General features: G+C 47.8%; 20 protein-coding genes. 7 read left to right on the top strand and 13 right to left on the bottom strand.

The window, feature by feature from the left end; genetic code table 11:
- The first annotated feature begins 191 nt into the window (after positions 1-191).
- Complete coding sequence (locus ACNY69_RS19550; RefSeq protein ID WP_111138271.1) at positions 192-1,016, top strand: winged helix-turn-helix domain-containing protein; 825 nt, start codon at positions 192-194, stop codon at positions 1,014-1,016.
- Between the two features lie 65 nt (positions 1,017-1,081).
- Complete coding sequence (locus tag ACNY69_RS19545; protein ID WP_367396381.1) at positions 1,082-1,504, top strand: FidL-like protein; 423 nt, start codon at positions 1,082-1,084, stop codon at positions 1,502-1,504.
- 109 nt (positions 1,505-1,613) lie between these two features.
- On the opposite strand, the gene ACNY69_RS19540 is transcribed toward ACNY69_RS19545, so the two are convergent.
- The 12 genes from ACNY69_RS19540 to ACNY69_RS19485 form a co-directional block, all read right to left on the bottom strand.
- Entirely contained in the window at positions 1,614-2,096 is a 483-nt protein-coding gene (locus tag ACNY69_RS19540; protein WP_418799685.1) for a hypothetical protein, read from the bottom strand.
- Positions 2,089-2,982: a winged helix-turn-helix domain-containing protein gene (locus ACNY69_RS19535; protein ID WP_418799682.1), complete on the bottom strand. Its 894-nt coding sequence runs from the start codon at positions 2,980-2,982 to the stop codon at positions 2,089-2,091. Before ACNY69_RS19535 ends, ACNY69_RS19540 begins: the two co-directional genes overlap by 8 nt.
- Before the next feature lie 903 nt (positions 2,983-3,885).
- On the bottom strand, positions 3,886-4,332 hold the full coding sequence (locus ACNY69_RS19530) for a DcrB-related protein (protein ID WP_418799680.1): 447 nt from the start codon (positions 4,330-4,332) through the stop codon (positions 3,886-3,888).
- A gap of 21 nt (positions 4,333-4,353) precedes the next feature.
- Complete coding sequence (locus ACNY69_RS19525; protein WP_418799678.1) at positions 4,354-6,540, bottom strand: peptidase domain-containing ABC transporter; 2,187 nt, start codon at positions 6,538-6,540, stop codon at positions 4,354-4,356.
- Positions 6,541-6,564: 24 nt separating this feature from the next.
- Positions 6,565-7,824: an HlyD family secretion protein gene (locus ACNY69_RS19520; protein WP_111138277.1), complete on the bottom strand. Its 1,260-nt coding sequence runs from the start codon at positions 7,822-7,824 to the stop codon at positions 6,565-6,567.
- 16 nt (positions 7,825-7,840) lie between these two features.
- The gene (locus ACNY69_RS19515; protein WP_418799675.1) at positions 7,841-9,160 is read right to left on the bottom strand and encodes a TolC family outer membrane protein; all 1,320 of its coding nucleotides are present in this window, start codon (positions 9,158-9,160) and stop codon (positions 7,841-7,843) included.
- Positions 9,161-9,185: 25 nt separating this feature from the next.
- Positions 9,186-9,746, bottom strand: coding sequence for a LuxR C-terminal-related transcriptional regulator (locus ACNY69_RS19510; protein ID WP_158527477.1), 561 nt, complete (start codon positions 9,744-9,746; stop codon positions 9,186-9,188).
- 89 nt (positions 9,747-9,835) lie between these two features.
- Positions 9,836-10,573 carry a fimbria/pilus periplasmic chaperone gene (locus ACNY69_RS19505; protein WP_418799672.1) on the bottom strand — a complete coding sequence of 246 codons (738 nt, stop codon included), beginning with the start codon at positions 10,571-10,573 and terminating at the stop codon, positions 9,836-9,838.
- Positions 10,539-11,885 (bottom strand): fimbrial protein, encoded by a 1,347-nt coding sequence (locus ACNY69_RS19500; protein WP_158527478.1) that lies wholly within the window; start codon positions 11,883-11,885, stop codon positions 10,539-10,541. The genes ACNY69_RS19505 and ACNY69_RS19500 overlap by 35 nt, the downstream gene beginning before the upstream one ends.
- 22 nt (positions 11,886-11,907) lie before the next feature.
- Positions 11,908-14,493 (bottom strand): fimbrial outer membrane usher protein, encoded by a 2,586-nt coding sequence (locus tag ACNY69_RS19495; RefSeq protein WP_418799668.1) that lies wholly within the window; start codon positions 14,491-14,493, stop codon positions 11,908-11,910.
- Positions 14,471-15,208: a fimbria/pilus periplasmic chaperone gene (locus tag ACNY69_RS19490; protein WP_111138283.1), complete on the bottom strand. Its 738-nt coding sequence runs from the start codon at positions 15,206-15,208 to the stop codon at positions 14,471-14,473. The genes ACNY69_RS19495 and ACNY69_RS19490 overlap by 23 nt, the downstream gene beginning before the upstream one ends.
- A gap of 118 nt (positions 15,209-15,326) precedes the next feature.
- Positions 15,327-15,875 carry a fimbrial protein gene (locus ACNY69_RS19485; protein ID WP_111138284.1) on the bottom strand — a complete coding sequence of 183 codons (549 nt, stop codon included), beginning with the start codon at positions 15,873-15,875 and terminating at the stop codon, positions 15,327-15,329.
- Positions 15,876-17,409: 1,534 nt separating this feature from the next.
- On the opposite strand from ACNY69_RS19485, the gene ACNY69_RS19480 reads away from it, so the two are divergent.
- The 5 genes from ACNY69_RS19480 (at position 17,410) to ACNY69_RS19460 (ending at position 24,441) form a co-directional block, all read left to right on the top strand.
- Complete coding sequence (locus ACNY69_RS19480) at positions 17,410-18,000, top strand: transcriptional regulator (protein ID WP_111138285.1); 591 nt, start codon at positions 17,410-17,412, stop codon at positions 17,998-18,000.
- 34 nt (positions 18,001-18,034) lie between these two features.
- Positions 18,035-18,670 carry a helix-turn-helix transcriptional regulator gene (locus ACNY69_RS19475; protein WP_111138286.1) on the top strand — a complete coding sequence of 212 codons (636 nt, stop codon included), beginning with the start codon at positions 18,035-18,037 and terminating at the stop codon, positions 18,668-18,670.
- A gap of 78 nt (positions 18,671-18,748) precedes the next feature.
- Positions 18,749-18,934 carry a hypothetical protein gene (locus ACNY69_RS19470; RefSeq protein ID WP_367396386.1) on the top strand — a complete coding sequence of 62 codons (186 nt, stop codon included), beginning with the start codon at positions 18,749-18,751 and terminating at the stop codon, positions 18,932-18,934.
- Positions 18,935-19,451: 517 nt separating this feature from the next.
- Positions 19,452-19,700 (top strand): putative hemolysin, encoded by a 249-nt coding sequence (locus ACNY69_RS19465; protein ID WP_111138288.1) that lies wholly within the window; start codon positions 19,452-19,454, stop codon positions 19,698-19,700.
- A gap of 595 nt (positions 19,701-20,295) precedes the next feature.
- Complete coding sequence (locus ACNY69_RS19460) at positions 20,296-24,441, top strand: S6 family peptidase (RefSeq protein ID WP_418799663.1); 4,146 nt, start codon at positions 20,296-20,298, stop codon at positions 24,439-24,441.
- A gap of 74 nt (positions 24,442-24,515) precedes the next feature.
- Here ACNY69_RS19460 and ACNY69_RS19455 read toward each other — a convergent pair whose 3' ends face one another.
- On the bottom strand, positions 24,516-24,719 hold the full coding sequence (locus ACNY69_RS19455) for an Hha/YmoA family nucleoid-associated regulatory protein (RefSeq protein WP_111138289.1): 204 nt from the start codon (positions 24,717-24,719) through the stop codon (positions 24,516-24,518).
- Positions 24,720-24,775 lie beyond the last annotated feature (56 nt).

Genomic DNA, 24,775 nt, shown 5'->3' with positions numbered 1-24,775 from the left:
ACCTGACATGCGCATTCAGGCGTCAGTCGGTGAAGACGTTATCTCTGTTAAATTTGATCTGCCTCAACAACCTGCTTATCTGGCCTGAGCAGCCCACTCATGCGCCTTTTCACCTAAGGTGTCTGCCTGGTGCTTCTTTAAATAAGCTGAATTATACTGTCGGGAATGAGCATAAATTCAGTGAATTCTTAATGATTTACATTATCGATGACCAGATTGCTTACAATTCTGATGACTGCACGCTGAGCCATATTCCTACTGAGGAAACGCTGAGCCTGAGCATTTCAGCCGGCAGATTGTTTGAGCAGCTGCTGAATTCTCAGGGCGAAATACTGGCGCGCGAGACTCTGCTGACGGAGGTCTGGGATAAATATGGTTTACGTGGTTCAAACAGTAATCTGAATCAGTACCTCAGTATTCTGCGCAGAGCGCTGGCGGCGTATGGGTGCGACAATCTGATTATCACTATTCCGAAGATTGGCATCCGGTTAAACAGCGAAATCAAAATCGAACGGGAATCTTCTCCTGCATGCGCGGTCGTGGAAGATCAGAGTGAAGAACAGGCGCAGGAAGTCGTTCATCGCGAGGATGTGGTCGTTACGGCGCCGGTGATAACCCGCCCGGTAGTTAAAAAGTCTTTACTCTCTTTGAGAACGACACTATTTGTCTTAGTGGTGCTGGCTGTTCTGGGGGGAGCTTACGGGTATTACACTACGCATAATCTGCCCGCCAGAGGTGCATCAATGAGTACAATCAGACTGGACGGCGGCTGCGAGGCCGTTATTATCCAGGGCCTGGATGTCTTTGAGAAGCAGTCGCTGGATAAACAGATTCTGCAGATGCTGAGAGAAAATAATCAATCCTGCGTGCCGGGAAGGCGAATTTATTTTGATAAGAATCCCTCTTTCAATACCACCAATTATGGCAGAACCATTCTCTCTTCCTGCAACCTGAACAGTGCTGGTCACATTATTTCCTGTGATAACTTCTACTATCTTGACTGGAGAATGAATTGAAACGGAACCTCATTCTGACAATAACGCTGTCACTGACCCTGTTTGTGACCCTTGTCGCAGGTGTGATGTTTAAACGTCAGGATAATGACCTGCCTTTTCGCTGCTCAGCATTCAGCCGTTATGACCTCAGTCGTCATGAAGGCAAACGGTTAGACTTTTATGTTTCGCAGGACCTGCGCTTTATCGATCCGCATTCGGGTTATCTTTTGCTGAATGGTCAGGTCACGGCCGGAGATACGGTAACGGTACTTAACCGACGTATTGCGTTGAGTAATGGTAACAGAATAGAAAAAAATACCTACCGCTATAAGATCAGAACGATTGTAACCGCAACCAACGATACAACACCGGATGCCATATTTAATTTGCTGTTTTCGGAAATTACGCTGGACCCGACCTACCTGCAACTCGATCTCACCAGGGTCGATGAAAAGAGTTATCTTATCAGCGGGCCGCTCTCCTATCTGTTTACCTGTGAGCGTTATTGAGGCAAAACTGACGACAAACGTATCTGTTGTAAAAAGCAAACAGCATAAGCGTTTTGACGGTTTAATGGTTCGCCTTCGCCATGCTGTGATACCTGGTGCGGGACAGTTTTCAGCGGTTTTTGCCGGAATTCGCATTGCACACATAGGTAGGAATCGATTCTATCTTAAAGAGGAAGTTCTTATTATGCTGTTGTTGAATCTGCATATAAATATCCTTTTCAGTGGTGACAAAAAAAGCAGGAACATAATGGCTTAAATCTTCATCGCTGATGTTGTCATCCGGCAGGCTGATGTTTTTTTGCGAAGTCATATAATAAAGATCGCGATTGCGCTGTAGTTTAAAGGATATTTTTCGATTAACGATTTTTTTGGGGTGTTTGTCCGAGCGTCCGGTTATATGAACGACGCCAAAGTTATCGTTAACAATAAAATTAAGGGTGAGGTAATATGTTTCGTCACTGTAATGTTGGAGCAGATTGGCTGTGCAGTTAAAGTTATCAATCCGCTGAAGCTGGAGGTAAGCGTAAAATAAATAAGTGCTCTCAGAAATTATAATAACGCAGAGCAGAGCGCCTGCTAGTTTCTTAATCACTTTGTTCTAAGCCTCTGAAATAGTATTCTGAAATGCAGATGTTAGGTTCATCCATCTGTTTATTGCAACGGATGACAGATATCCTCGGCAGCATATAATAGTAAGTGATATACATCCAGGGGTAATGGCTACAGCTTGTCTTCAGATTTTCAGCCAGAGACCTCATTCTGATTCGGGCATCCGGCGTTGCATTCTTATTGCTGAAAAAGACGTGGCAACCATGAATATTGGCCAGAAAAAAATATTTACTGAAGTAGTGTCGGTTATTGTCACTGCTTCTGTAAAAATTCACTGTCACCGTCAGTAAAATGGCGATTAAAAGCCCCACAGTCCACAGCAGCATGCCGGATGTGTTTCGATGAAGAGCGATTTCAGATTGGGGACTATTTTCGCGACGGGCGGAAAGCGGCTGTTCAGGGGGCGTGTCGACCTTTTCCGCTTCAGGGGAATGCAACGGACCCTTTTCCTCCCGTAATGCAGCTTCAGAAGAGCGCTTTTCATCAGAAAGTGAGTTTCGGGAGCTATCAGGTTCAGGTTCTACACTGCTGCGTTTTATGATTTCGGTGCCACTGGCCAGCGTAAGTCCGACCCGAGGAATAGTAACGACAGGATCTTCAATCAGACCCGCTTTCCTTAACCCTTTACGCAGAATTGAAATATTCTGGTAGAAGGTATTCGGCGATACCATCATGCCATTTTTTTCCCAGACAATCTCCATAAACTCTTGTTGCGTTACGATCGTATCATTCCGGTTGATTAATAATAACAGACAGCGTCCTGCAGGAGAGTTCAGAACCACCACCTTTTCCGGATCATTGAGGTTTCGCAGTGTACTGGCTGCCGGATGAAACTCAATAAAGCCATTAATGATGTAATAGTTATGCATTTGTCTGTGCTCAGAATAAAAAAAGATTTTAACTTTTTTATGCTTATGAAGTTATCTTAAAGAGATATTATCTTAAATAATCCATTCTCATTTGAGAACGTTTTTTGCCTGGGAACAGTATGGCACTATCACCGGTTCTGGAAATATTTCACTCCGGAGGCTGTAAAGCAGCCGATAATTGGCTCTACAGATCATGCATCAGATAAGAGGAATTCAGGATGCCTGAACGAAATCTTCTGCTTTTTGAGAGTATGGCGCACTTTTTATCTCCTCGGAAATCATCAGGTTTTAACTGTTCTTATCTGAATAACATTGTCGAAACTACACGGTTTCAGGCGAAGAAGCGATGGACCGATTACCGCCTTTCACTGCTCGTGATTTCCAGCATATGGGTAACTATCAGCCGCAGCGTTACGGATAATAAAAAGGGGGGCTTAGTCAGCCCCCCTTTGCTCAGCTTACTTAACCGCCTGACCGTCACATAAAGTACCGGCAGGGTTTAGCTAAAATTGAGTGCCAGCGCAAGTACTGCAGACGCGCCATTCGAGCTCACCATCAAGTCATCGACAGTTCCGGCGACAAGCCGCCGTTCACTATACCTGCCAGCTTACCGATTGGGCCGGCATCCGGAATGTCGCCGCCGTCGCTGCCATGTGTGCCGCCGATGATTTTACTGTTGATTTCATCTCAAAAGCCCGCTGCTGATACAGCCTCAATTGTTATCATATTTAAATCACGCACGTTGCTTTCTTTAAATTAATTATCGTGATCAGTTAGTGTTTGTGCCATTAACTGGTCGCGTTAATTATGCATCTGGTGTGAATGAATTTAAATAGGATTGTTTCTACACTTAAGAAGGTGGTGACCTTATGTCATTTAATTTAAAGCCATTTTCGTAAAATTTTAAGGTAATTTAGTTGTATTTGGTTCGAAATTTCTTGCGCAGTGATGTAACCGGTGCATTTCATTTTTCATTGATGTTTCGTCAGGGTACATCGAACCAAAGTTAATGATCTCATTTTCTGAAATCAGACAGGAGTAGGTGGCCTGCCAGACGCGTTTGTCACTACCCGAACCCGCGGAGAAGCTATAGATGAGCTGGATAGTATCTGTAAAAAAGGTCCCGTCTTTGACTTCATCCATTTTGACAAGGTTAAAATTATTGAGAATCCTTTCGGCATTACCTATCTGCTGAGAAATGTGGCCGAAAAAGGTACTCCCAGCCGGAAGGATGTCCCGGTTAAGGGTAATTTGCTGCCCATTTTTAAACGTGATCATGTTAATCGTCTGAGTTTTAATTTCTTCTTCAAAATGAAGTGTGCCTTCCAGGCAGATTAAACGGTTATTCATAATTGCTCCTTGAGGTAATGGTCAGGCAGCCGCAGTGCTGTCTGTTTTATTGGCTTCTGAACGAAGCTGTGAAGAGTTAATTAATGCTGCAAAATCCGCTTTGGATATCTCCTTAACACCGTGGCGATGGATATGAATGATGCGGTCCGCGCTCAGAATCGTCTCTGGGCGATGCGCAATAATGACGCGCGTCATACTCATATGCCTGATGGCGTCATTAATGGCACCCTCCCTGACCACATCCAGGTGGCTGGTCGCCTCGTCAAGGATGAGCAGCCGTGGCTGGCGGTAAAGCGCACGGGCCAGAATGACGCGCTGTATCTGACCGCCGGAGAGCGATGATCCCATGTCGCCGACCATGCTGTTATAGCCCATAGGCATTGCCATAATGTCGGCATGAATCTGGGCGATGCGGGCAGCTCGCTCGACCTGAGCTTTGTCGAGGCTGGCGTCAAAGAAACTGATATTGTCCATGATAGAACCGGCAAACATCATGTCGCTCTGCATGACGCTGCCGATCAGATCCCTGTAGCAGGTCATGCCCAGTTTGATGTGATCGATGCCATTCACACTGATAACGCCAGCGGTAGGCTTCAGAAGGCCCAGCATCAGTTTTGCCAGCGTTGTTTTTCCCTGTCCGGATGGGCCAATGATCGCGACAGATTCCCCGGCCTCGATGCTCAGGTTAAAACCAGAAAAGATCTCTTCGTCTGTGGCTGAGTAGCGGAAGGAGAGATCGCTGATATCAAGGCGAACAGGGCCTTTCTGTTCCGCCAGTTCGACGTGGCTTTCCATATTTTGCTCCTTCTCACTCAGGACAATATCGGACAGACGTTCGCCATGTAAGCGAAGCATTTTGAATTCGATAAGTGCGTTGATCAGTCCGGCAGAGCGTGACATGAACTGATCGGAGAAGGAGATAAACGCCACCAGCATACCGCTGGTAAAGTTGCCATCCAGCACCTGCGCCGCTGCCAGCCAGATAAGTATAATTTTGCCCACGCCTGAAATCGTGCCCTGCAATGTACTGAAGCCGATCGAAAGCTTCTGGGTGGTGATCCCTTTGTTGGTCGATTCCACTGTCTCATTGGTGTAAGCAGAGACACGAAAATCCTGTTTGTTATTCAGTTTGATCGCCTGAACGCCGCGGATAGATTCCAGCAATTGTGACTGGACCACGGCGGAAGCCATCAGCTGGTCTTCGTTGGCCCGACGAAAGGGTTCAAATGAGATCCAGCGTATCAGCGCATACAGCAGGAAAAAGCCGATGACTACAAAGGTCAGAGTAGCGTTGTAGGTAAAAATCATGGCAAGTGTTATGATGGCCATCACGCCATCAAAAATGGATGATATAAAGCGGCCTGTCAGCGTGCTCTGAATATTACTGATGGAGCCAAAGCGTGAAAGAATGTCGCCGACATGGCGATCCTCAAAATAACTGAGCGGCAGACCCAGCAGATGCGCACAAAGATTGGATGACCATTGCACGCTCAGCATGCTGGAGAACCAGGTAGTCACCCAGCTGCGTAAGGCTGAAATAAGATTCTGGAATAGGGTGACGCAGATAAACGCGACGCCGAGCAGCGTCAGTAAATCGCGATCCGCCGACACCAGAACCTGGTCGATCACCCACTGCATATAAAAGGGTGTAATGATGCCGAAAAATTCCAGCGCCAGTGAGAGCAGGGCGACCTGGATGAAGGCTGAACCTATCCCAGAGACGTTCCTTATCAGGCTGAGCATTGAGATAGATTTTTTTTCATTCTTCCTCTCAAAGGTTGCTGCCGGATAGAGTTCCAGCGCCACGCCGGTAAAAGAGTCTGAAACCTCATCCATAGAAACTTTGCGCACTCCGCGCGCCGGGTCATGGATAATAAGTTTGTTTCCGGCGATCCCTTTGAGCACCACGAAATGATTCATGTCCCAGTGCAGCACACAGGGCGTATTCAGTTTATTGAGCTCTTCCAGTTCCAGTCTGACGGCGCGGCAACCCAGACCTAAGTTCTGTGCGAATGACATAACATTCGCCAGCGTGCTGCCTTTCAGAGAGGTAGGAAACCGCTGGCGCAGCGAAATCATGTCGATATGATGACCGTAAAATCCGGCGATCATGCCAATACAGGCCAGGCCACACTCTGCGGCCTGTGTCTGCCGTAAAACAGGTAACTTCTGGTGAAAAGATAAATTGAGTTTGTGAAATAAATCCATGATAAACCTGATAAAATATAGAAATTATAATGACGTCATCTTGCCAAGTGCATTAAGCGGTTCCAGAACCCATTCGTAGATGCGGCGCTTATCTATAATGAAGTCCGCTTCAAGCCCGCTTCCGGCGCGAAGGCTGCTCTGTCTGCCATAAGCCTGAATCGTCTGCTTATCCAGCCTGACTTTCACCTGATACATCGACTCTTTAACCTGGTTATCACCCGTGATGGAGGCCACTTCCTGTGGTGAAAGCGCAGATTTGGAAATTTCCAGTACCGTCCCGTACTGCTGTCCAAATTTCTGCCAGGGAAAGGATTGATAGCGCAGCACTACACGCTGACCGGGCTGGATAAAACCGATCGCGCGGCTGCTGAGCATGATGCGTGCCTGAAGGCGGACGTTGTCCGGGAGTACCGTCGCCAGTGTCTGGCCGGCAGTGACTACCTGTCCCTGCTTAACCAGAACGGCGCTGACGGTGCCATTTTCGGGTGTGCGCAGTTCAATTGAGCGACGCGATTCGTTCTCAACAATCGACTGCGTAATCTCTGAGAGCTTTTGCTGCAGTTCATTCTTCTGCCGGTCGTAACTGATCGGCTGTTCGCGTAACTGTTGCCGAGCCTGAGCCAGTTGCTGCCGGACATCAATCCTCTGACGTGCAACGTCTTGCAGGCGTACGCTGGCATCGAGGAGATCATTCTGTAGCTGTTCTACCTGGGTATTCGAGGCGTAACCTTCCCTGCGCATCGCACTCATCTTGCGATGCTGGGTTTTCGACAATTCAATCTGCTGCGCACGCTGACGGTATATGGTGTCCAGTTCTTTCGCCTGCTGGCCGAGCAGACTGACCTTCTCCTGCAGCGATTTGATAGTTTCGCTATTAAGCTGAGCCAGATTAACCAGCTGGCTGTTCAGTCCGGCTTTCTGAAACTCAAGCTGGGTAGCGATCGCCTCGCGGGTCTGACCATAGCGAGTGGAGATTTCGGAAGAAACGGTCGCGATTAGGCTGTTTTTCTGCAGACTCTCGCCTTCACGAATGGGAAGGGAAATTACCGTACCGGCACTCATTGCGGTGATATTCATCATGCCATTTTCAGGCACTAATACACCCTGCGCTGTTTCCCGTTTGGTATAACTGCCAAACAGGCAAAAAGCGATAAGGACAGCTACCAGCAAACAAATCAGCATAATGACCACCCAGCGGAAGGGCGGACAATAGAGCGCGACAGAACCTAATACCCGTGTCCTTTTTGCATCCAGCGATTCTTTACGAAATAAGTCGTTACTCATACGTTGAAACTCCCGATTATGCCGTACCACAGTTAAAAACTTTCATCGCGGCGTAATCCAGCGAGCCGGTTGCTGTCTTCAAATTAACAATCGACTGGATTAATGCATTCTGAGAATGAGCCAGATCCTCAATCGCCTGGAAGTAATCTTTTTCCGCATTAAACTCGTCAATTAAGGTCCGCTGGCCAATCTCACGACCATACCGGGTTGCCGTCAGTCGTTTACTGGCTGAGACAATGGCGCGTTCATACGCTTTAATGCGTGACTGGCTATTCTGAATGCCGGATGCAGCCTGTATTGCCTGCTGTTCAGCTTTGCGTCGGGCTTCAATGACTAAATCTTTATTCTGTTCATAGCGATGTGCGGCTTCCAGACTTTGAGAAATCTGCCCACCTCCGGCAAAAAGCGGAACTGAAACATTAATACTGATTTGCGTATTATCCGTTTTAGATGTGGTGCCAAACAGGGTGTCGAGATAGTTTCCATTTTCGGCGCGACTCCAGTTTTTGCCGTAGCCAGCCTGAAAGGTGACGACCGGTAAATGAGCAGAAGTCGCCGTCAGAATGTCAGCTTCGCTGGATTTAAGACTTTCGATAGCGGCCAGAACGTCGAGATTATTGACTGCGGCGTCACGTTTTAATTGTTCAGGTATAATTCTCTCTTGAAAACGCACGCAGCGCAGAGTGCTGTCTGAAATACCCTGCGGGTCCCGGCCGGTTAAATGACGGAAATAGACGCTGGCATCATTGAGATCGTTTTCAGCCGCAAGCTCATCGGCGACCGCTTTATCATAATTAGCCTGTGCTTCTGCAACATCAAGGCGAGTACCATCACCCACTTCAAGTGCTTTCTGAGTTTGTTTCAGTCTGGCACTGAATGCGGTAAGGATCCGCTGCTTAGTATTAAGTACACTGCGCTGATAAACGACACCGTAAAAAGCATTGGTCACATTACCGATCAGTTTTTGCTGAGCAATCAGCAAATTCACATCGGCTAAATCACCGGTTACTACGCTTCTGCGCCAGGTCGCATATTTTGCCAGGTCAAAAACGGGCTGTGTCAGATTGACACTGTAGTTATGGCGGGTGACACCTGCAGAGTAAGCCGCATCGGGCTGATCGCTTTTACTCCATGATCCGTCGAGCGATACTGCGGGTAACAGCCCGGCAAAACCCTGATATTTTTTCTGTCCATCGGCATCATGGACGCTTCGGGCAGCATTAATCTCGGCATTATAGATATTGGCCGCTATCAGCGATTCCTGCAGCGACAGTGCGCAGGCATAGGTTGACAGCAGGAGCCCTCCTGCCAGTGGCATGATAAATTTAATAAACATGAATTTCCAAAAAATAAGATAAAAATTAAAATAGTTCGTTCTGGTGCAAAAAGCGTAATAGCTCGTTTTCATTCCGAAGATGAAGTTTATTCATTGCATTTCTTTTCTGTGTTGAAATTGTGCTCATGGCGCGACATTTTTTAGAGGCAATTTCTGACAGTGAATATCCTTCCCGGATAAGGTTAATGACCTCCCACTCTTTAGGCGTCAGTTCAGTGCACTCCTGCTGTAAGTTTTCACAGACAGACTGAGAAATATAGGCTTTTTCGTCTGAGGAGACCATTCTGTCAGTCAGTGCTTTAATCAGCTCCTGCGGCCTGTCCTGCAGGCTGATGATAATATTGACACCCGCACCGAGCATTTTTTTCAGCAGCGCAGATTTCATGTTCTGAGCGAAAAAAACCGTGATGATATGTTTGTTACCACACGATGCGGCCAGAACTTGTCTGATCTCTTTTTCGCGAAAAGAGCCATCAAACAAACATGAAGAGTTGATAATGATGATGTCAATGCTATTTTTTTCTACGGCAGTTAAAAGATCCTCCAGTTTTGGGAAGTGTTGCAGATTAATATTCTCAATGTTCATTTCATGTCGGATGAATGAAGCTATCAAGTCGTATGACATATGATACTTGTGAAAATATGTCATATTTATCGTTTTGAGCGTATCAGATTTCACGGGCTGCTCAGCTCTCTTTTATATGATTTCTGTGTGCCATAGTCGTCAATGACAGACCAGCTCAAAATATGACTGTCGGTCGTTTGTTTCAGGGCAAACGAACGGGAAGAGAAGGGCGCAATCATCTCTGATTTCAGCGTTTCGTTACCCAGTCTGATACTTCCGATATTCATATAATAGGGGGTCGGGTTTTGAACCTGCAATTCGCTATTTTTAGTGTTCAGTTTATTAATTGAAAATTTCAGTTGCTCACCAATTTCCTCGTCCGGTGCTTTCACGCCTGTTGGACGTATAAAAATCTTCAGTCGAATACGAACCGGAAAAATGACTTTCTTTTCCTGTGCTGTCTGCTGCCGGGTATATGGCGGAATCTGATAAATATTCAGCCAGTACAGCCGTTCACGATCCTGGGGCATATCCTTCCGCGAAAGCAGCATTACACGCAGAGTGCGGGATTCAGCCGGGGCTAATTTAAACAGTGGTGGAACGACGACCAGCGGGGTACTTATGCGTTCTGGCGGACTCAGTGGATCGCTGTCGTCGGTCCACATCTGTACCAGCGCTGGCGCTCTTAAAGAGTTCACCACGGTCAGCGATTGCACTTCACTGTTTTCATTAAATACCAGCCGGCTTTGTGTGCTGTTAACAACCGCAGAGACGGGGCCTGTGCAGAGCGTGAGAGCACCGGTCATCAGCAGGTTACTGAAGGCTGACAATAATCTGTGCTTGCGCATTAACTGATCCTGCCTGAGCGGTTAATCCCGGAAGTTGTTCAAGTGAAGCGGTAAAGGTTCCAGCATATTCAGTGCCGCCCTCGGGCGTTACGCCGGTCTCCCCCATCAGGTCTGCATAGCCATACCAGCCTGCAGCTGCCCCGGTGCCTGTAGTCGCGGTGCTGGACAGCAGATTCAGCGCGGCGCCCGCTGAGGAATAAAGGCGAATCCCGACACCTGAAGCGACACCGCTGGCACCGTAATTGTTGTCCAGAAGATGCGTGATGCCGCCAGCGCTAGTCTGAAGACCAAGTGCACTCGCCTGAGAGAGCGCGGTGGGCTGCGTCACCAGAAACCCTACCGCCACAGGTGCATTGCTGACGCTGGAATCGGTGCCTGAGTACGCACCTTTTTCGCAGCTGATTGCAACATTAAAGGTATTACTGCTCTTCTCACCGTCGCGCAGACCGCCAGTGCTGATGGGCGGCAACTTAACGACCTGATCAAAATCTGCCAGCGTGCAGGCATTGCCGTGGATGATGGTCGTTGATCCTCCTCGCATACTCCAGACTGCCGATGTCATGGCTGGCGTGGGGGAGTAAGCCAGACTGCCCGTCGCGGCGTTGTTATTGATGTTAGGCGCTCTGAGTGCCTCATAGGCCTGTGGGGTAACAATCTGAGAGAAGGCATTGCGTGTAGGCGTGCCGTAGATATCATCGGTTTTGAGCAACTCAAAGGTGGCGCTATCGAAAGACGAAGCGGGTATGTAGAGGGTGGAACCGACAACAACATAGTCATCGGGAGTCATCTTGCGTTCCTGCCAGTAGCCGGTGTAGTAAAGCCCGGTCTTTTGATTGGTAATCCGATAAGCGATTCCGGTCGCTGGCGTCTGATAAGCCCCTTCGACATCCGAAACGGCCTTGCCCCCATAAAACATTCCTGATCCTCCCGCCAGGGCGTATATCTCGTACAACTCGTCGGCATCACTCAGCGCGCACTTAAACACGATCTGATTGGCCGCGTACGGCTCTTTCAGCCCTTTATCGATAAACGGCAGGTCAGCAGAGGCGATCACTGTTCCGGCAGGTACCAGCGCTTCAGCGCCCGTGCCCATAATAATGGTTCCGAAGGAGATAACGCCTGCTGCGGCATTCAATACCCCGTTCCCCCAGGGTGCGGCGGTATAGCCCATATCAGCCACGTCCTGCGGGATCGATGAAGTGCCGGTACCAATACCTGTGACCTTGGAGCAGAATGCCTGCACATCTGTTGCGCAGGCCATGAAGAGGCCGGCGACCAGCCAGGGTCTTGATTTAGTGATGTTGAGTCTCATAGGGGTTCTCATTGAAAGAAGTTCACTTGATGCAGACGCCGTTCAAACGCACGAAGCTGCCATCACTCACTTTTCCGGACGGTAACTGGTAGTTGATGCGGCATTTCCTGCCGCTGCCCCAGCTCACAAACAGCGTGCCAGACGCATCAGGAAGTCGGGCGTAGATCTGACCATTTTGACCGGCCATTCCAATGCTGTTGCCCTGGCTGTCTTTGACTTCAGCGCCCATCGGCAGGGGCATGCCATCATGCAGGGTGGCCGAAATCAGGGCGGGTGAACCGCTCAGCGTTTTGAATGTCACTTTTGGTACGCCGCCAAATACCGGCACGACGCGTACATTGCCGCCTTCGAGTTCGACGTCTCTGGACATTGAGTTGCTGTCCAGGCTGATGGTGTTATGGCGATAGGGAGCCAGAGAAGGCACGATGGCATAGCCGAAGGGATCGATTTTTGCCCCCTGCGCATTGTTGACGCGAGCGCCGCTGGCACCTTTAGCCTCGACCAGCGCAAACGTGTCGCTGGCGTAGGGGCCATAGGTTACGCCGCCGCCATGAAGCGCGAGGGTACCCGCCGTGCCCAGACCGAGCTGGTGATAATTATCACCGCGGGCATAGGAAGCGCGAAGTGTCCCCACCCGCGTGCGTTCCTGTACGTTACTTCCCCAGCGCATGTCATGGTTTTTACGCTGAGCGTCATCACGATAGCGGTCGTAACCGGCATAGAGTGCATAAGTAAAGTCACTGTTTTCACCTGCCGAACCTGACAGCGTGGTCATTGCTGACGTGGTATTTTTATCCCGCGTCATATCCAGCGCGATGGTTGAGCGGCTATCGCGCCAGTCGAGTGGGATGGAGATACCGACAGAGACGACGTTCTCCGTATATTTCTGATAACGGCCTGAATCGTAGTCGCTATCCTTTACGCTATACAAATCGTTGCTGTTCCAGCTTGAGCGCTGTCTTCCGGCGTTGATGCTGTAACTTACCGAACGCCACATATTGTTATAGGAAAGCTGTAATTCGCTGATACGTGAACGATTGTTGTAATAATCAGTGCTGCTTCCGCTCAGTGCTAAGGTGCCGTAATCAGCCATGTTCTGACTGATGGTCGCCGTAAAGCGGTTACGCTGTTTAAGCGTATCGGAGTAGTAATGTGTTCCACTCTTCTGCTGGCGCCGTATGCCCAGTACATCTTCAAGATCACGATAGCCCGAGGTGGAGTAGCGATAGGCTGCCAGAACCAGATTGGTATTGGTGGAGAAGGTTTTGCTGTATGACGCTTCTGCGCGCCAGCCACTTCGGGTCAGATCATTTTCTACCCTTGCGTGCGACCAGGTGGTGTTTAACGACAGGGCACCCAATTCGGAGGCGTATACGCCGCCCAGCAGCCATGCCTGATAATTACTGGCAAGGCGCGCCCCGGTGTTATAAGTGAAACTGTTGCTGAGACCATACTGCAGCACACCCTCCGTGAAGGCGTTCTGGACGGCGTAATAATTCCTGACTTTACCTGCGGCAAACTGATAACTCACATTACCCGGACGCATTGAGTCAGGAACGGCAGCGTAGGGCACAGTGAAAAATGAAGATTTGCCGTCGGCTTCGATGATCTGGACTTTCAGATCACCCTGACTGCGGGTGTTGTAAAGATCGTTAATCAGGAACGGTCCGGGTGGCACCTGGGTTTCATAGATTACATTACCCGCCTGGCTTATCAGAACACGGGCATCACTGGCCGCCACGCCACGTACTTCTGGCGCATACCCACGACGACCCTGCGGCCACATGCGTTGATCGGTAGCGAGTTTTACCCCGTTAAAAGAGATCGATCCGAACATGGAACCGTCAGTAAAAGTATCGCCGACCATGAGTTCGCTGGACAGAGCTGGCAATGGACGCTGTACCCAGGTGCGTACTGAGTTCCACTTGTACTGAGCACCGCCGGAATTGCTCTCCATATAGCGCATATTAGCCTGATGGCGCAGTTGCCACATGCCGAGATTGCCGCCTGCATTAATCAGACTCCATAAATAGTTATAGTGAGTATCCCGACGGATATTACGGGTAAAGCTTGTGTTATGGCGTAAAAATACCAGTGGGGTACCGGCATCCCACTCAGAAACAGGAATATAGTCACGAGGCTGATGATTGAGTAAGATCTGAGGGATCAGGAAGTTAAGCGTCAGCGTGGACTGTTTGATATTCCATTTTCCCTGCTTAGTCAGATCCGAAAGTAACAGACACTGATTATTAGCGGATTCTGGCAGCCCGGATTTCAGCTGAAGCAATTTTTTCATATCCGAATCAATGCAGGGCTGGGCACTTTTGTCGGCGGCTTTCTTTTTACGGAAATTCACCGGCACCCGGCTCTTAATGATCGTACCGTTCAGACTGATATCAAGGATCTGCTGACCTTCAGGGATGATGGTCTGTTTTTCATTGAATTGCTCAAGATCAACGCCTTCCGAGAAGCCGGAACCCGCCAGCAAATTACTGTCAAAACGGTATTCTTCAGCATGCACATGCTGAGTTAACACTGAGACTTTAACAAGGCAACTGATGACAGCCAGGCGAAATCCTGTTTTTTTAGTGTTGAATTGGATATTCATGCGTCACCACTGCCCCATAATCATTAATTAAACCGATTTCAATTCCCTGGGCGCTACGTTTTGCCTTACCTTCCTTCAATGCCACTTCGGTTGTTGTAAACGGGGCGAGCATAGGGGGTTCTTTTTTAGCTACTGCCCCTCTGACTGCAACCTTGCTCAGTGAAACGTAGTAAGGTGAGTTATTGGTAATACGGATGCCGGATGATGAAATATTGCTGAACGTTAAATAGTCAAATATTTTTTTTGGATTACTTTTAAGTGAGGCGGGGCGGTAAAACAGTTTCATTCTGTTTTTCAGCATAACCACCATTTGATTTCCTTTGTCACCCGCAACATTACCCGGTGGGACCTGGAGAAAGTTAAAGTAAAAAATAGATTCCCGATCCTGAGGTAAGCCTTTTTCACCGGTAAAGAAAATACGCAATACCTGCCCCTCTTTTTGCGCAATCCTGAAAGCAGGCGGTGCTACAACAAACGGGGCCTTACCCGTGGCCGGTGTGGATTTATTGTCACCACTGTCAAACCATGCCTGGATGATATAAGGGAAGTCATCATTATTTCTTAACTGGACATCGACAGACTTTGCTTCTGAAGGATAAATTACGCGCGACCCTGTCATGACGACACTTCCGTACACCGACTGGCAAATAAGCAAAGAAAACAAAAGAACCCAAATCTGGCAAAATGATGAATCTTTATTAAGTAATCGAGACATAATAGCTATCCATAAAAATTTAATGCCAACCCTGGACAAACAGAAAAAGTGGGCCTTCCCTGGCCCGATTTAATCCGGGATATTTCAGAAGAAATCTTCATCCCTGCGGCTATAATTATTAGTTGTAGCTAACAGCGTACTGCATGGTGGCTTCAACCGCACCGGCAGTGGCAACGTCGGTTGCGTAGTATTGTGCTGTATAGGTTGCGGATGCATCTTTCTTACCGGCAGCCAGAGTCAGATCGCCAGCACCCGTGAAGGCACCGTCATTAAAGTTAATTTCTGTGCCTTTGGTGTCCAGAATCTGGATTTCAACATTATCGGCCGCATCCGTTGCAGCCAGGTTGCTCAGGTTACCTTTCTCGCTCACGTTGTTGCCGGTGAATACGGTTGAGATGACAGTGCTTGTTGTCTCACTTCCCGTACAACCTGTTACACCGATATCAAACGTAGTCTGACCTGCAACTTTACCGCTGGCATCCAGCGCTGAAACATTAACAGACGGCAGCAGCACCGTAGGTTTCGCGGTATTACCATTTACTGTTACAGAGCAGGTTTCGGACGTAACTTCACCCTGGAAGGTGATAGTATTATTTGAAACTGCATATGCCTGAGACGCAAACAGAACAGACATTAAAGATGCGGATAAAAAAGCCAGTTTTTTCATTATGAAATTTCCCTATTAAATTGGACTGTTTATAACAATGCGAATTAACAACGCACGCTAACCGCCAGGATAAAAATTATTCCAGCGAGCGAAGGATAAGGCCAGGTATGCTGTGGTGCTTATGAAGTAATCTTAACAATCCTTAATTCAACCCGTTCACATTTTAAAGCTTCCTATTTTGTAATCCATGTAGTCATTATTGCTGTTTATTTGTTGAGTGTCAGCGGTGGGGTAACTCTCTGTTTTATTGATGAAAGAAATCAGTATCAGGTTGGGGATTCGGTCGCATTACAAAAATAGATAGGAAGTTAAGAAAAAGTGTGCATATTGCAGAATTATTTTCTTTAAGGTCCTGGCAGGTTAATCAGAACGGCCAGTTTTATTTTTGTAATAGATGAAATAAAAAACGCATCCGAAATCTATACTAACTGCGTCAATCGCTGATGCGCTTTTTCTGTCTGGCGTGGTGTAACAGCGGGGCATGTATGCAGTAATGATCCTCAAATGAAGAGTGTTAGATAAGGGTTTTTACCTGATGACCTGCTTTTACCTGAAGGTTTCCCGGACTTATTCAGAGTAAGAGCTCTGTTCTATCCATAAGCAACCTCAGGTCTGTTTCCCGACACTGTGGAATGTGAAAAACGTAAGAGCAGGATAGCTGCATACGAGAGCGTTAAAGTCAGGCATTAATCAATAGTGAGAAAATGACAGGGTTCTGAAGGCTATCGCTGCCTTTATAGTTATCGAAAAATTCAGTCAGTAAGGCCAGTTTTCGTCGTGCGTTATCAACAAACGACGATGTTAACGCACAGAGCGAGTGGGCTATAAAGCTGGCTGCCAGAAGATCCAGACTCTTCTTAAATAACATGGGGGTATGAAACCACCATGGATGGCAGGTACTGGCCCCATCCTGCGACAAAACGCGCGGCTCATCTCTGGAGTAAAGAAGTATAAATATTATTTTAAGCAGCATAAAAAACTAATTAAATGGTTAATTGCAATTTAAATGTCCAGATTGACATCGTTGTGTTTTAATTCTTCTCACAAAAGATGTAAGGCGTTTTTTTATTTTCACGAAGAGAGTTAACAATGGTTCCGATATGGTAATAATCATTTCTTTATAAAAACCGACTAAGGATTTTTTTTCAGGTAAGGAGGGCTAAATTAGCAGTATTATAACATTGGATTGCAAATGGTAATGATATATTCCCTTTTTTAGAAAATAATTATAACACTATCAGTAAGTCGCCACATCCTGGATTGATATGCTGATTAATTGATTTTTATAAGGTGTAAAATCTGGTTGATATGTCAATTGTTGGTTTTATCGGCTTCCTTTTTGCCTGTTTGTGGTATTGAATTTTACTGCAGTGGTTTTATTATAGTGAAACCCATAACAACGTTATTTTGCTCGAACTCTGGAGGCGAGTAAAGCTTTGCAGTACACCAGGCGAAAGAAGACACTATTACAAACAGATTTTATTAAATTTATTCCTAATACTGATTTTGTATTAGTCAGATTGAGTTGATTATTATGTATAGAGTGACTGAAAATCATGAGCGAGTTATCAGTGCCTTAGCAGAATATGCACAGGTTGCCAATCCGGATGAGATTTCACGAGGTAAGCGCCGTTATCATTTAACAAAAGATAATGTACGGCGTGTTATGTTCATTCTTGATGGCGATTTTTTGCTCAAAATAAAAGGTGAAAATAAGGTTCTGAATATCCTGTCTGCTCCCTTTGTTGTGGGCGTTACGCCAGCGCTGGATGAGCCGCCGGTTTATCTTGAAAGGATTGATTACGGTAAGATCAGTTACATTGATTATGATGTCTTCTGGCGTCTGATTTTTGAAAAAGACATTTTCAATGATGCTATGTCTATTCTGTCGGGGCAATATTCAGACCTGATGAGCTACATCCAATTACCAAAAGGTAATTCACACGATGAGGTTGTTTCTTTAATTGGTCGATGGAAAAAGCTGCCACCACATCTTAAGAAACGTTTCTCAGCGCTGTATCTGATAGAGCACAGTTCGCATCTTTCGAAAAGCTCCATTTGCAGAGTGTTGAAAGAACTGAAAGAAAAAGGTGAGCTGGTTTTGATCAACGGAAAATTCACCTGATTATATTTTATTTTTGAGATGCCTAAGGGAAAAAATGGATTTTAAAGTTTTTTGTACAGATGAGAACTACTTCTTCAGACTAGGCATTTCAAAAGTAATTGAGGAGGCACTTCAGTCTGATGCTAAAGTGAAATTTTTATCAGGATCTGACAGACAGTGTCTGGAGAAAGCAGATTTTATCCTGATCAACGTTTCGCAATGGCGTCTTTATATGTGCCAGCCAGCATATCGTGATCGCAAACCCGGGAGCATCATAATAGTTTTTGTCGATGAGTCTGAAGATATTATTATGGAACAGCTCCCTTTATGTTATCGATCTCTCGTTGTGGTCTCTCGTCTTGACCCGGTAAAAAAAATAGCAGGAAAGCTATTGCATGCCTGGCTTAATCTGCAGGATAGGGTGCGGGGTTTTGAGCCATCAGACTGTGTGCATTGTGATTTTGCCCGAATAACTGTCGTTCAGCTGCAGGTGCTGAGTTTTTTGAAAAAAGGCTACAGTGTAAGGCAGACTGCAAAGCGTCTGGATCTGTCTGCCAAGACCATCTACGCACATAAATATAATGTTATGAAAAAGTTTTCTCTTCGCGGAGACATGGAGTTCAATGCGTTTATTAACGACATCTCTCTTCTTGAGCTTTATAAAGGCGTGATCTGCTCAACTGAAGTGTAAATTAAGGACAGTCATCTCTAATGACAAGCGTTGCGCTATAAGTAACAAAAATTTTACAGTTATAACCGGAATCTTTTCATGAGTAAAAAGGAACAGAAAGGAAACAGGACGCTGATTTTTCCTTTTGGTATTGTTACTGGCATTCTGCTGGGCATTGTTTTTTTACTTTTTAGCTATATCTACGGTAATTATTTCTCATCTGCGGCTGAGCAGCATCCTTCTGCCTCAACGCAGCATGAAGTTTACTGGAAAAATCACTCTTAACTTGTATTGCCTGATGAGTGAGCAGGAGCAGAGTTATATCGCAGGTTGACGCCTGCGAGCCGATAACCAAAAGCCAGCGCTGCTGGCTTTTACCCTTTCCAGCTAAAACCATGAGGATAATGACCGCGATTTGATGCGCTGATTTGTCTGAGTGCCCGCAACAGAATTGCAACGCATGGCAGAGCTGCTTTTTGCCATAATGCAATTCCGGTTATGGCAGCCGGGCTGATGTCGAATTTTCTGATTAAGTTTGTGAATGTTCAGTATCATTTTGTTATTAATGGACGGCTGGGCCGGATATCTATTGGGTAATAAAATTAAAATAGCCCTGTTAAATGGCTGTTTAAACGTAATGTCTTATGCTTGATTTAAGATAAAGCTGAGGGGCCTGTCATGCGCTGAAAATAAAATGCTGGCTATTGTAGTCCCGGCATTGGACGGTTTTACGATCGTCAGTGTTGGCAGGACAGTTAATTTCTGCTTTACGATTCAGGTTTATGCTGACTAAGAGGCTTCTATGCAAACAGGTATCAGGTTAATCACTCTTTCGCTGATGGTGCTTATCCTTCAGGCTTGTGCACCGCACAGCGACGGACAACAGAGACTGGCAATGCGTAATCCGGCCAGCGTGTGGTGCCTCCAGCGCGGCGGAGAGCTGATACAGTCATCAGCACAAGGTGATAGTGATAGTACACACTACTGTCTGCTGCCTGATGGTGAACGCGTTGAGCAGTGGGCGCTGTTCCATCGTGATCATCCGCAATAACTCCCAGGCTCTGTCTCTGTCTGTTGCCCGCGAGCGGGATCTCTTCAGCACACTGCTCTTATTCTCCAGCATCAATAAAAACTGCTAGCGCACGGTCAGCCCTGATCTGGAGTCTGATACCCCCACCTGATCTACAGCTCAGAAGTCAGAAAAACAGGACGCCGGATCTATGCTATCCGGCTGGCCTGATGCCAGCGTAACCTGATGATGAAGGCTGGCGCTTTTTTGTCTGATCAGATTCAGACTCATCCTCCGGGATATAAGCTCCGGGTGGGCCAGGACATTTACACCGAATAATAATAATTTTTTTAGCATCAGATGTTTTCTCTGATTTATTTAAAGCTCATCTGACATTGCCTTATAAGTACTGCTTTTGATTTTTTATTAAATATTTATATCCGTGCCGATTTGATTTTTTATTTATATTTGCTTGTAAAACAATATTTTAGTTGCTCTTTTAAAGGGCTGAAAGTGTGTTCTTTGATTTGCATCAATTTATAAAGAGCGTTTGCGATAATTTAAGCATTGCCCCGAATTAAGAATTCAATTAATTAAGGGATTTCTTAAAAGATAAGATTTTTATGGGGGCGAACCATTGAGACACTTTGGAAGCGCAGCGATCTGCTGCACCTTCTTTATCTGCACCAAATCTTATGCTGGCATCATGCTCAACAATATTGATGTTCAGCAGTATCGTGATTTTGCTGAAAACCTGGGGAAATATAGAGTCGGCATGGAGAATATTCCCGTCTACAACAAGAAGGGCTCTCTCTCTGGCACTCTTGATTTTCCCATGCCGGACTTTGGCGGGGTCGCCAGTTTAGGGTATGCCACCCTGATCTCTCCTTCTTATATCGTCAGTGTGAAACATAATACCGGCTATAAAACGGTATCATTTGGCAATGGAGCTTCGTACAGCACCACATATAAGCTAATCAATCGCAATGAGGACAGTGCAAAAGATTTTCATGTACCGCGTCTGAATAAGGTGGTAACGGAGGCGGTTCCCTATAACTATGCCGCAGAAGCGGACTTTCGGACCGATTTCAAATCACGCTACGCCTGGTATACACGCCTGGGCACAGGAACACAGGAACAGATTAACGATGACCAGACAGAACGTGTGCATCTGGCTAATGCCTATAAATGGAAGTCAGGCGGCACAATCAGCCCGGAGAGCGTACGCGAAACTTCTAATAACAGCGTGTTGCGCTACTACAATCTGGGACCTGACGATCCCGACACGACACCGCTCTCTATCGGTGCCAATGGCGGCGATAGCGGCAGCCCGGTTTTTGCGTACGATTCTGTTGAAAAGCAGTGGAAGCTTGTCGCGGTGCATCAGGGCTATGACAGAGATGCCGGCCTCTACTTAAAGCGTGCAACAGCCATTTATATTCAGGGAGATTTTGTCAATTCCGTTCAGACCGCTAATACCTCACCAGATGTGACGGACAGCGATCCCCACGCGCTCATCAACTGGGGCAGCGATGCTATTACGCAGGACGCGAAGAGCTGGACATGGCAGGGACTGGCTAAGAAGTATGAAAGTTCAGCGCCTTCTGTCGCCACCCTCAGTGAACTGGATGCGACTAAAGATCTCCGGTTCAATGGGGCAGGTGGCGTGATTTCACTGAACACGCCGGTAAACCTGGGTGCGGGTAAATTACAGTTTTCGAATGATTACACGCTGACCTCAGCCGAAGGCATCAATGCTACCTGGGCAGGCGGTGGTGTGGACGTGGATAAGGATAAAAAAGTTCTGTGGCAGGTTAATGGATTAGCCGGCGACTCCCTGCATAAAATCGGCGCGGGCACTCTGCATGTGAATGCCGAAGGAATAAACCCGGGCTCGCTGAACGTGGGTGATGGGACCGTGATTCTGGATCAGCGTGCCGATGCCAAAGGCAAAAAAAGGGCTTTCTCTTCGATAACCGTGGTCAGCGGTCGGCCTACTGTTGTGCTGAATGATCCGGGTCAGATTTCTGTCGATAAAATCTATTTTGGTTATCGTGGTGGCCGCCTGGATTTGAACGGCAACACAGTCAGCGTTAAAAAAATCAACCATACCGATGATGGCGCCAGGCTGGTTAACCATCGCGATTCCTCATCCACCCTAAACATTACGGGATACAGCGCGGCAGACGTCCCCTTTAACACCTTTCAGAGTAGTAATCCTAAAGGTACACCCGGTTCCATCTATGTGTATAACAATCCCTACACCAAAGAAACCGAGTATTTTCAGTTAAATAAAACATCATACTGGTATTACCCCACGGATAAATCGTCGACGTCTACCTGGACTTATCTCGGCACCGATCCTGATAAGGCCATCGATCATCGGCTGACACAGTTGAATGTTCAGGTATTCCGCGGCTTTCTGGGTGAGACGCTGAAAAAGAGGCTTAATGGCGTCATGAACGTTAATATCATGCCGCGCAATACTACCGCGCTTCTGGCGCTGACGGGCGGGATGAATTTGAATGGCATTCTTGATGTTAAGAATGGCACGGTGATTCTCTCCGGTCAGCCGGTTCCGCATGCAAACGGCGTCGTCATTGATGATGACTGGGACACCTCCCTGTTTGCCGCCGATCATATCAATGTGGGGGCAGGCGCTCATCTTCAGGTAGGAGAGTATGCGGGGGTTAAAGCGAATGTCACTGCGGCGGACGCAGCCACGCTCTCTTTTGGTTATAACGACAGTCAGCGGAAGGTGGAGAAAAGCTGGCGCTGCTATTCCGTGATTTATACGAGTGATGTCAGCTGTAGTCAGCCAGTCCGCCATGCAGATGCACTGGCAAAGCTGCCCGCCAGTGAAGTCGACGGCGATGTTACGTTGGGCAACAACGCGTCACTCTACCTGGGTAAAGTGAACTACCAGGGTGCCGTGACCGGTGCCAGCAGTAGCATGATGACAATGGATGCAAATGCCAACTGGATGATGACAGGCAACAGTCATGTCACCTCGTTACTGGCGAAGCGCGGGTCGACGCTTTCCATGGTGCCTGAGGGTAACTGGTACGCTAAAAATCTGAACGTCGACACGCTGGATGCGACCGGGATGAACCTGGCGTTAGGCGTTAAACCGTCTGCGCTGGAAAGCGACAGGCTCACCATTAACCATAAGGCGACAGGCAGCGACAATCTGCTGGATGTCAGTCTGCTGATTGGCAACGAAGAGCAGGTTGCACTGACGCAGGATTTGGTGATGGTCGATGCACCGGCGGGCACTCCGCACAGTTACTTCGCTTTTGCAGACCGTTACAGCGGTTTTAGCATTTACACGCCCAATTATCAGGTGAAAGAGGAAAGCGACCGGGTGAAGTGGGTGCTCAAAAGTAACAAAGCGGCAGAACCTGAACCAGCCCCCGTGCCCGAACCGACTCCGTTACCAGAGCCAGCGCCGGAACCGACGCCCGCGCCTGAGCCAGTGCCAGCCCCCGAGCCCGAACCGACCCCGGTACCAGAGCCAGCGCCGGAACCAACGCCCGCGCCCGAACCGATCCCGGAGCCAGCGCCTGAACCAGAACCAGCGCCTGAGCCAGTGCCTGAGGTAACCCCTGAGCCAGCACCGGAGCCCGAAGCGACCCCTGCACCGGACGTCACGGCTGATCCTGACGCTCCCTCTTCACCAGCAGAAAACCAGGAGGCTGAGAATGCGAATGCCGCCGAAAACACCGAAGCCGGAGCTGCAGTAAACGCTGAAGAAAAGGCGAAAGGTGAGGCAGAAACAAAAGAAAAAGCCGAAGCTAATGAGAAAGCAAAAGCAGAAGCGGAAGCCCGGAAAAAAGCCGAAGAGGAAGCACGGAAAGCGGCTTTTAACCCGGATGACTGGTTCACTATTTACGATAATCAGCCACTGATCCAGCGCACGCGTGCCCTGATGGCATCACGTCAGTACATATTTAGCGAAGCTGTCAGCCAGTTACATAAACGCACCGACACTCTGCGCGCCTCACCAGACAGCCCAGGTTCATGGGCTTCTATTGAACAGCGGAAAGGCCGCTTTCTCGGGCTGGAAACCCCTCAGCAGACCCTGAATATCGGCTGGGATACCCGCAGTGAGACGCAGACTGCAGGTATCAGCGCCAGCTACACCCAGGGTGAGGTGAAAGGGGAGGGCCATGAAAAACACCGGCTGGGTACAGTCGGCCTCTATTATGCCTGGCAGTCTGATAGCGGGGGATTTATCGATGCGGCCAGTCGCTATCTCTATCTCGGCCAGACGTTATCGCTGGATCCGACGCTGAACATCAGCGGCATCAGGAAAGAGAGCCATATGCTCGCTGGCAGTCTGCGCAGCGGCTACCGGTTCGGGCTGGCTGGCGATACGTTGTTTATTTCACCTTACGTGGGCGTCAATGGCGGTGTGATGTCCGGCTATACGCTCAAAGGCAAAGATGCCGATGTTTCGCTAAGTTCATCAACGCCTTATTTCACCACAACCGGGATTATGGCGCAGAAACACGGACTGGGTTCCTGGATGCCAGCGATCAATCTGAGCGCGAGTATTGAGTATCAATATTCACCGGGCAAAAACGGTTCGACCACCACGCTCTCGGACCGGCAATCAACCCGTCACTACAGCGCCTGGTCTGACAACCGTTATCGCAGCAGCGTGAGAGTGCAGGGAGCGATTGCGCCTGGCCTCTCGCTCATCACCAGCATTGAGAGCAGTTTTGGCGGAACATTTAAGACGGATTACAGCGGTCAGGTCGGTCTGGCCTGGCATTTCTGATACCGCGCTTTAAACACAGAGCATCACCGCTGTTCAGCGTGATGCTCTGTTTTTTTATGCAGCGCAACCCCTACTCAGCACACCAGCCGCCATACTTCAGCCGGCACTTCGCTGTAAGTCTCATTCATAATCAGTTCCGCTTTGCGATGATCATACGCCCCTTCGAAAGAGGAGAGATCATCAGAAGGCAGTTTTTTCCGCATGTAACTGGTTACGATCTCCAGAATATCGGTTGACGGGCAATTTCTTAATTTATTCAGATAATAGACTTTATTCATAAAATTTTGCTGAATTTAACCTGTAGAAATGAGCTGAAGCGCGGTCTTCACTTTGG

The sequence above is a fragment of the Pantoea graminicola genome (assembly GCF_048452665.1).
GTDB lineage: Bacteria > Pseudomonadota > Gammaproteobacteria > Enterobacterales > Enterobacteriaceae > Pantoea.
This window is presented reverse-complemented; position numbering and strand designations above follow the sequence as displayed.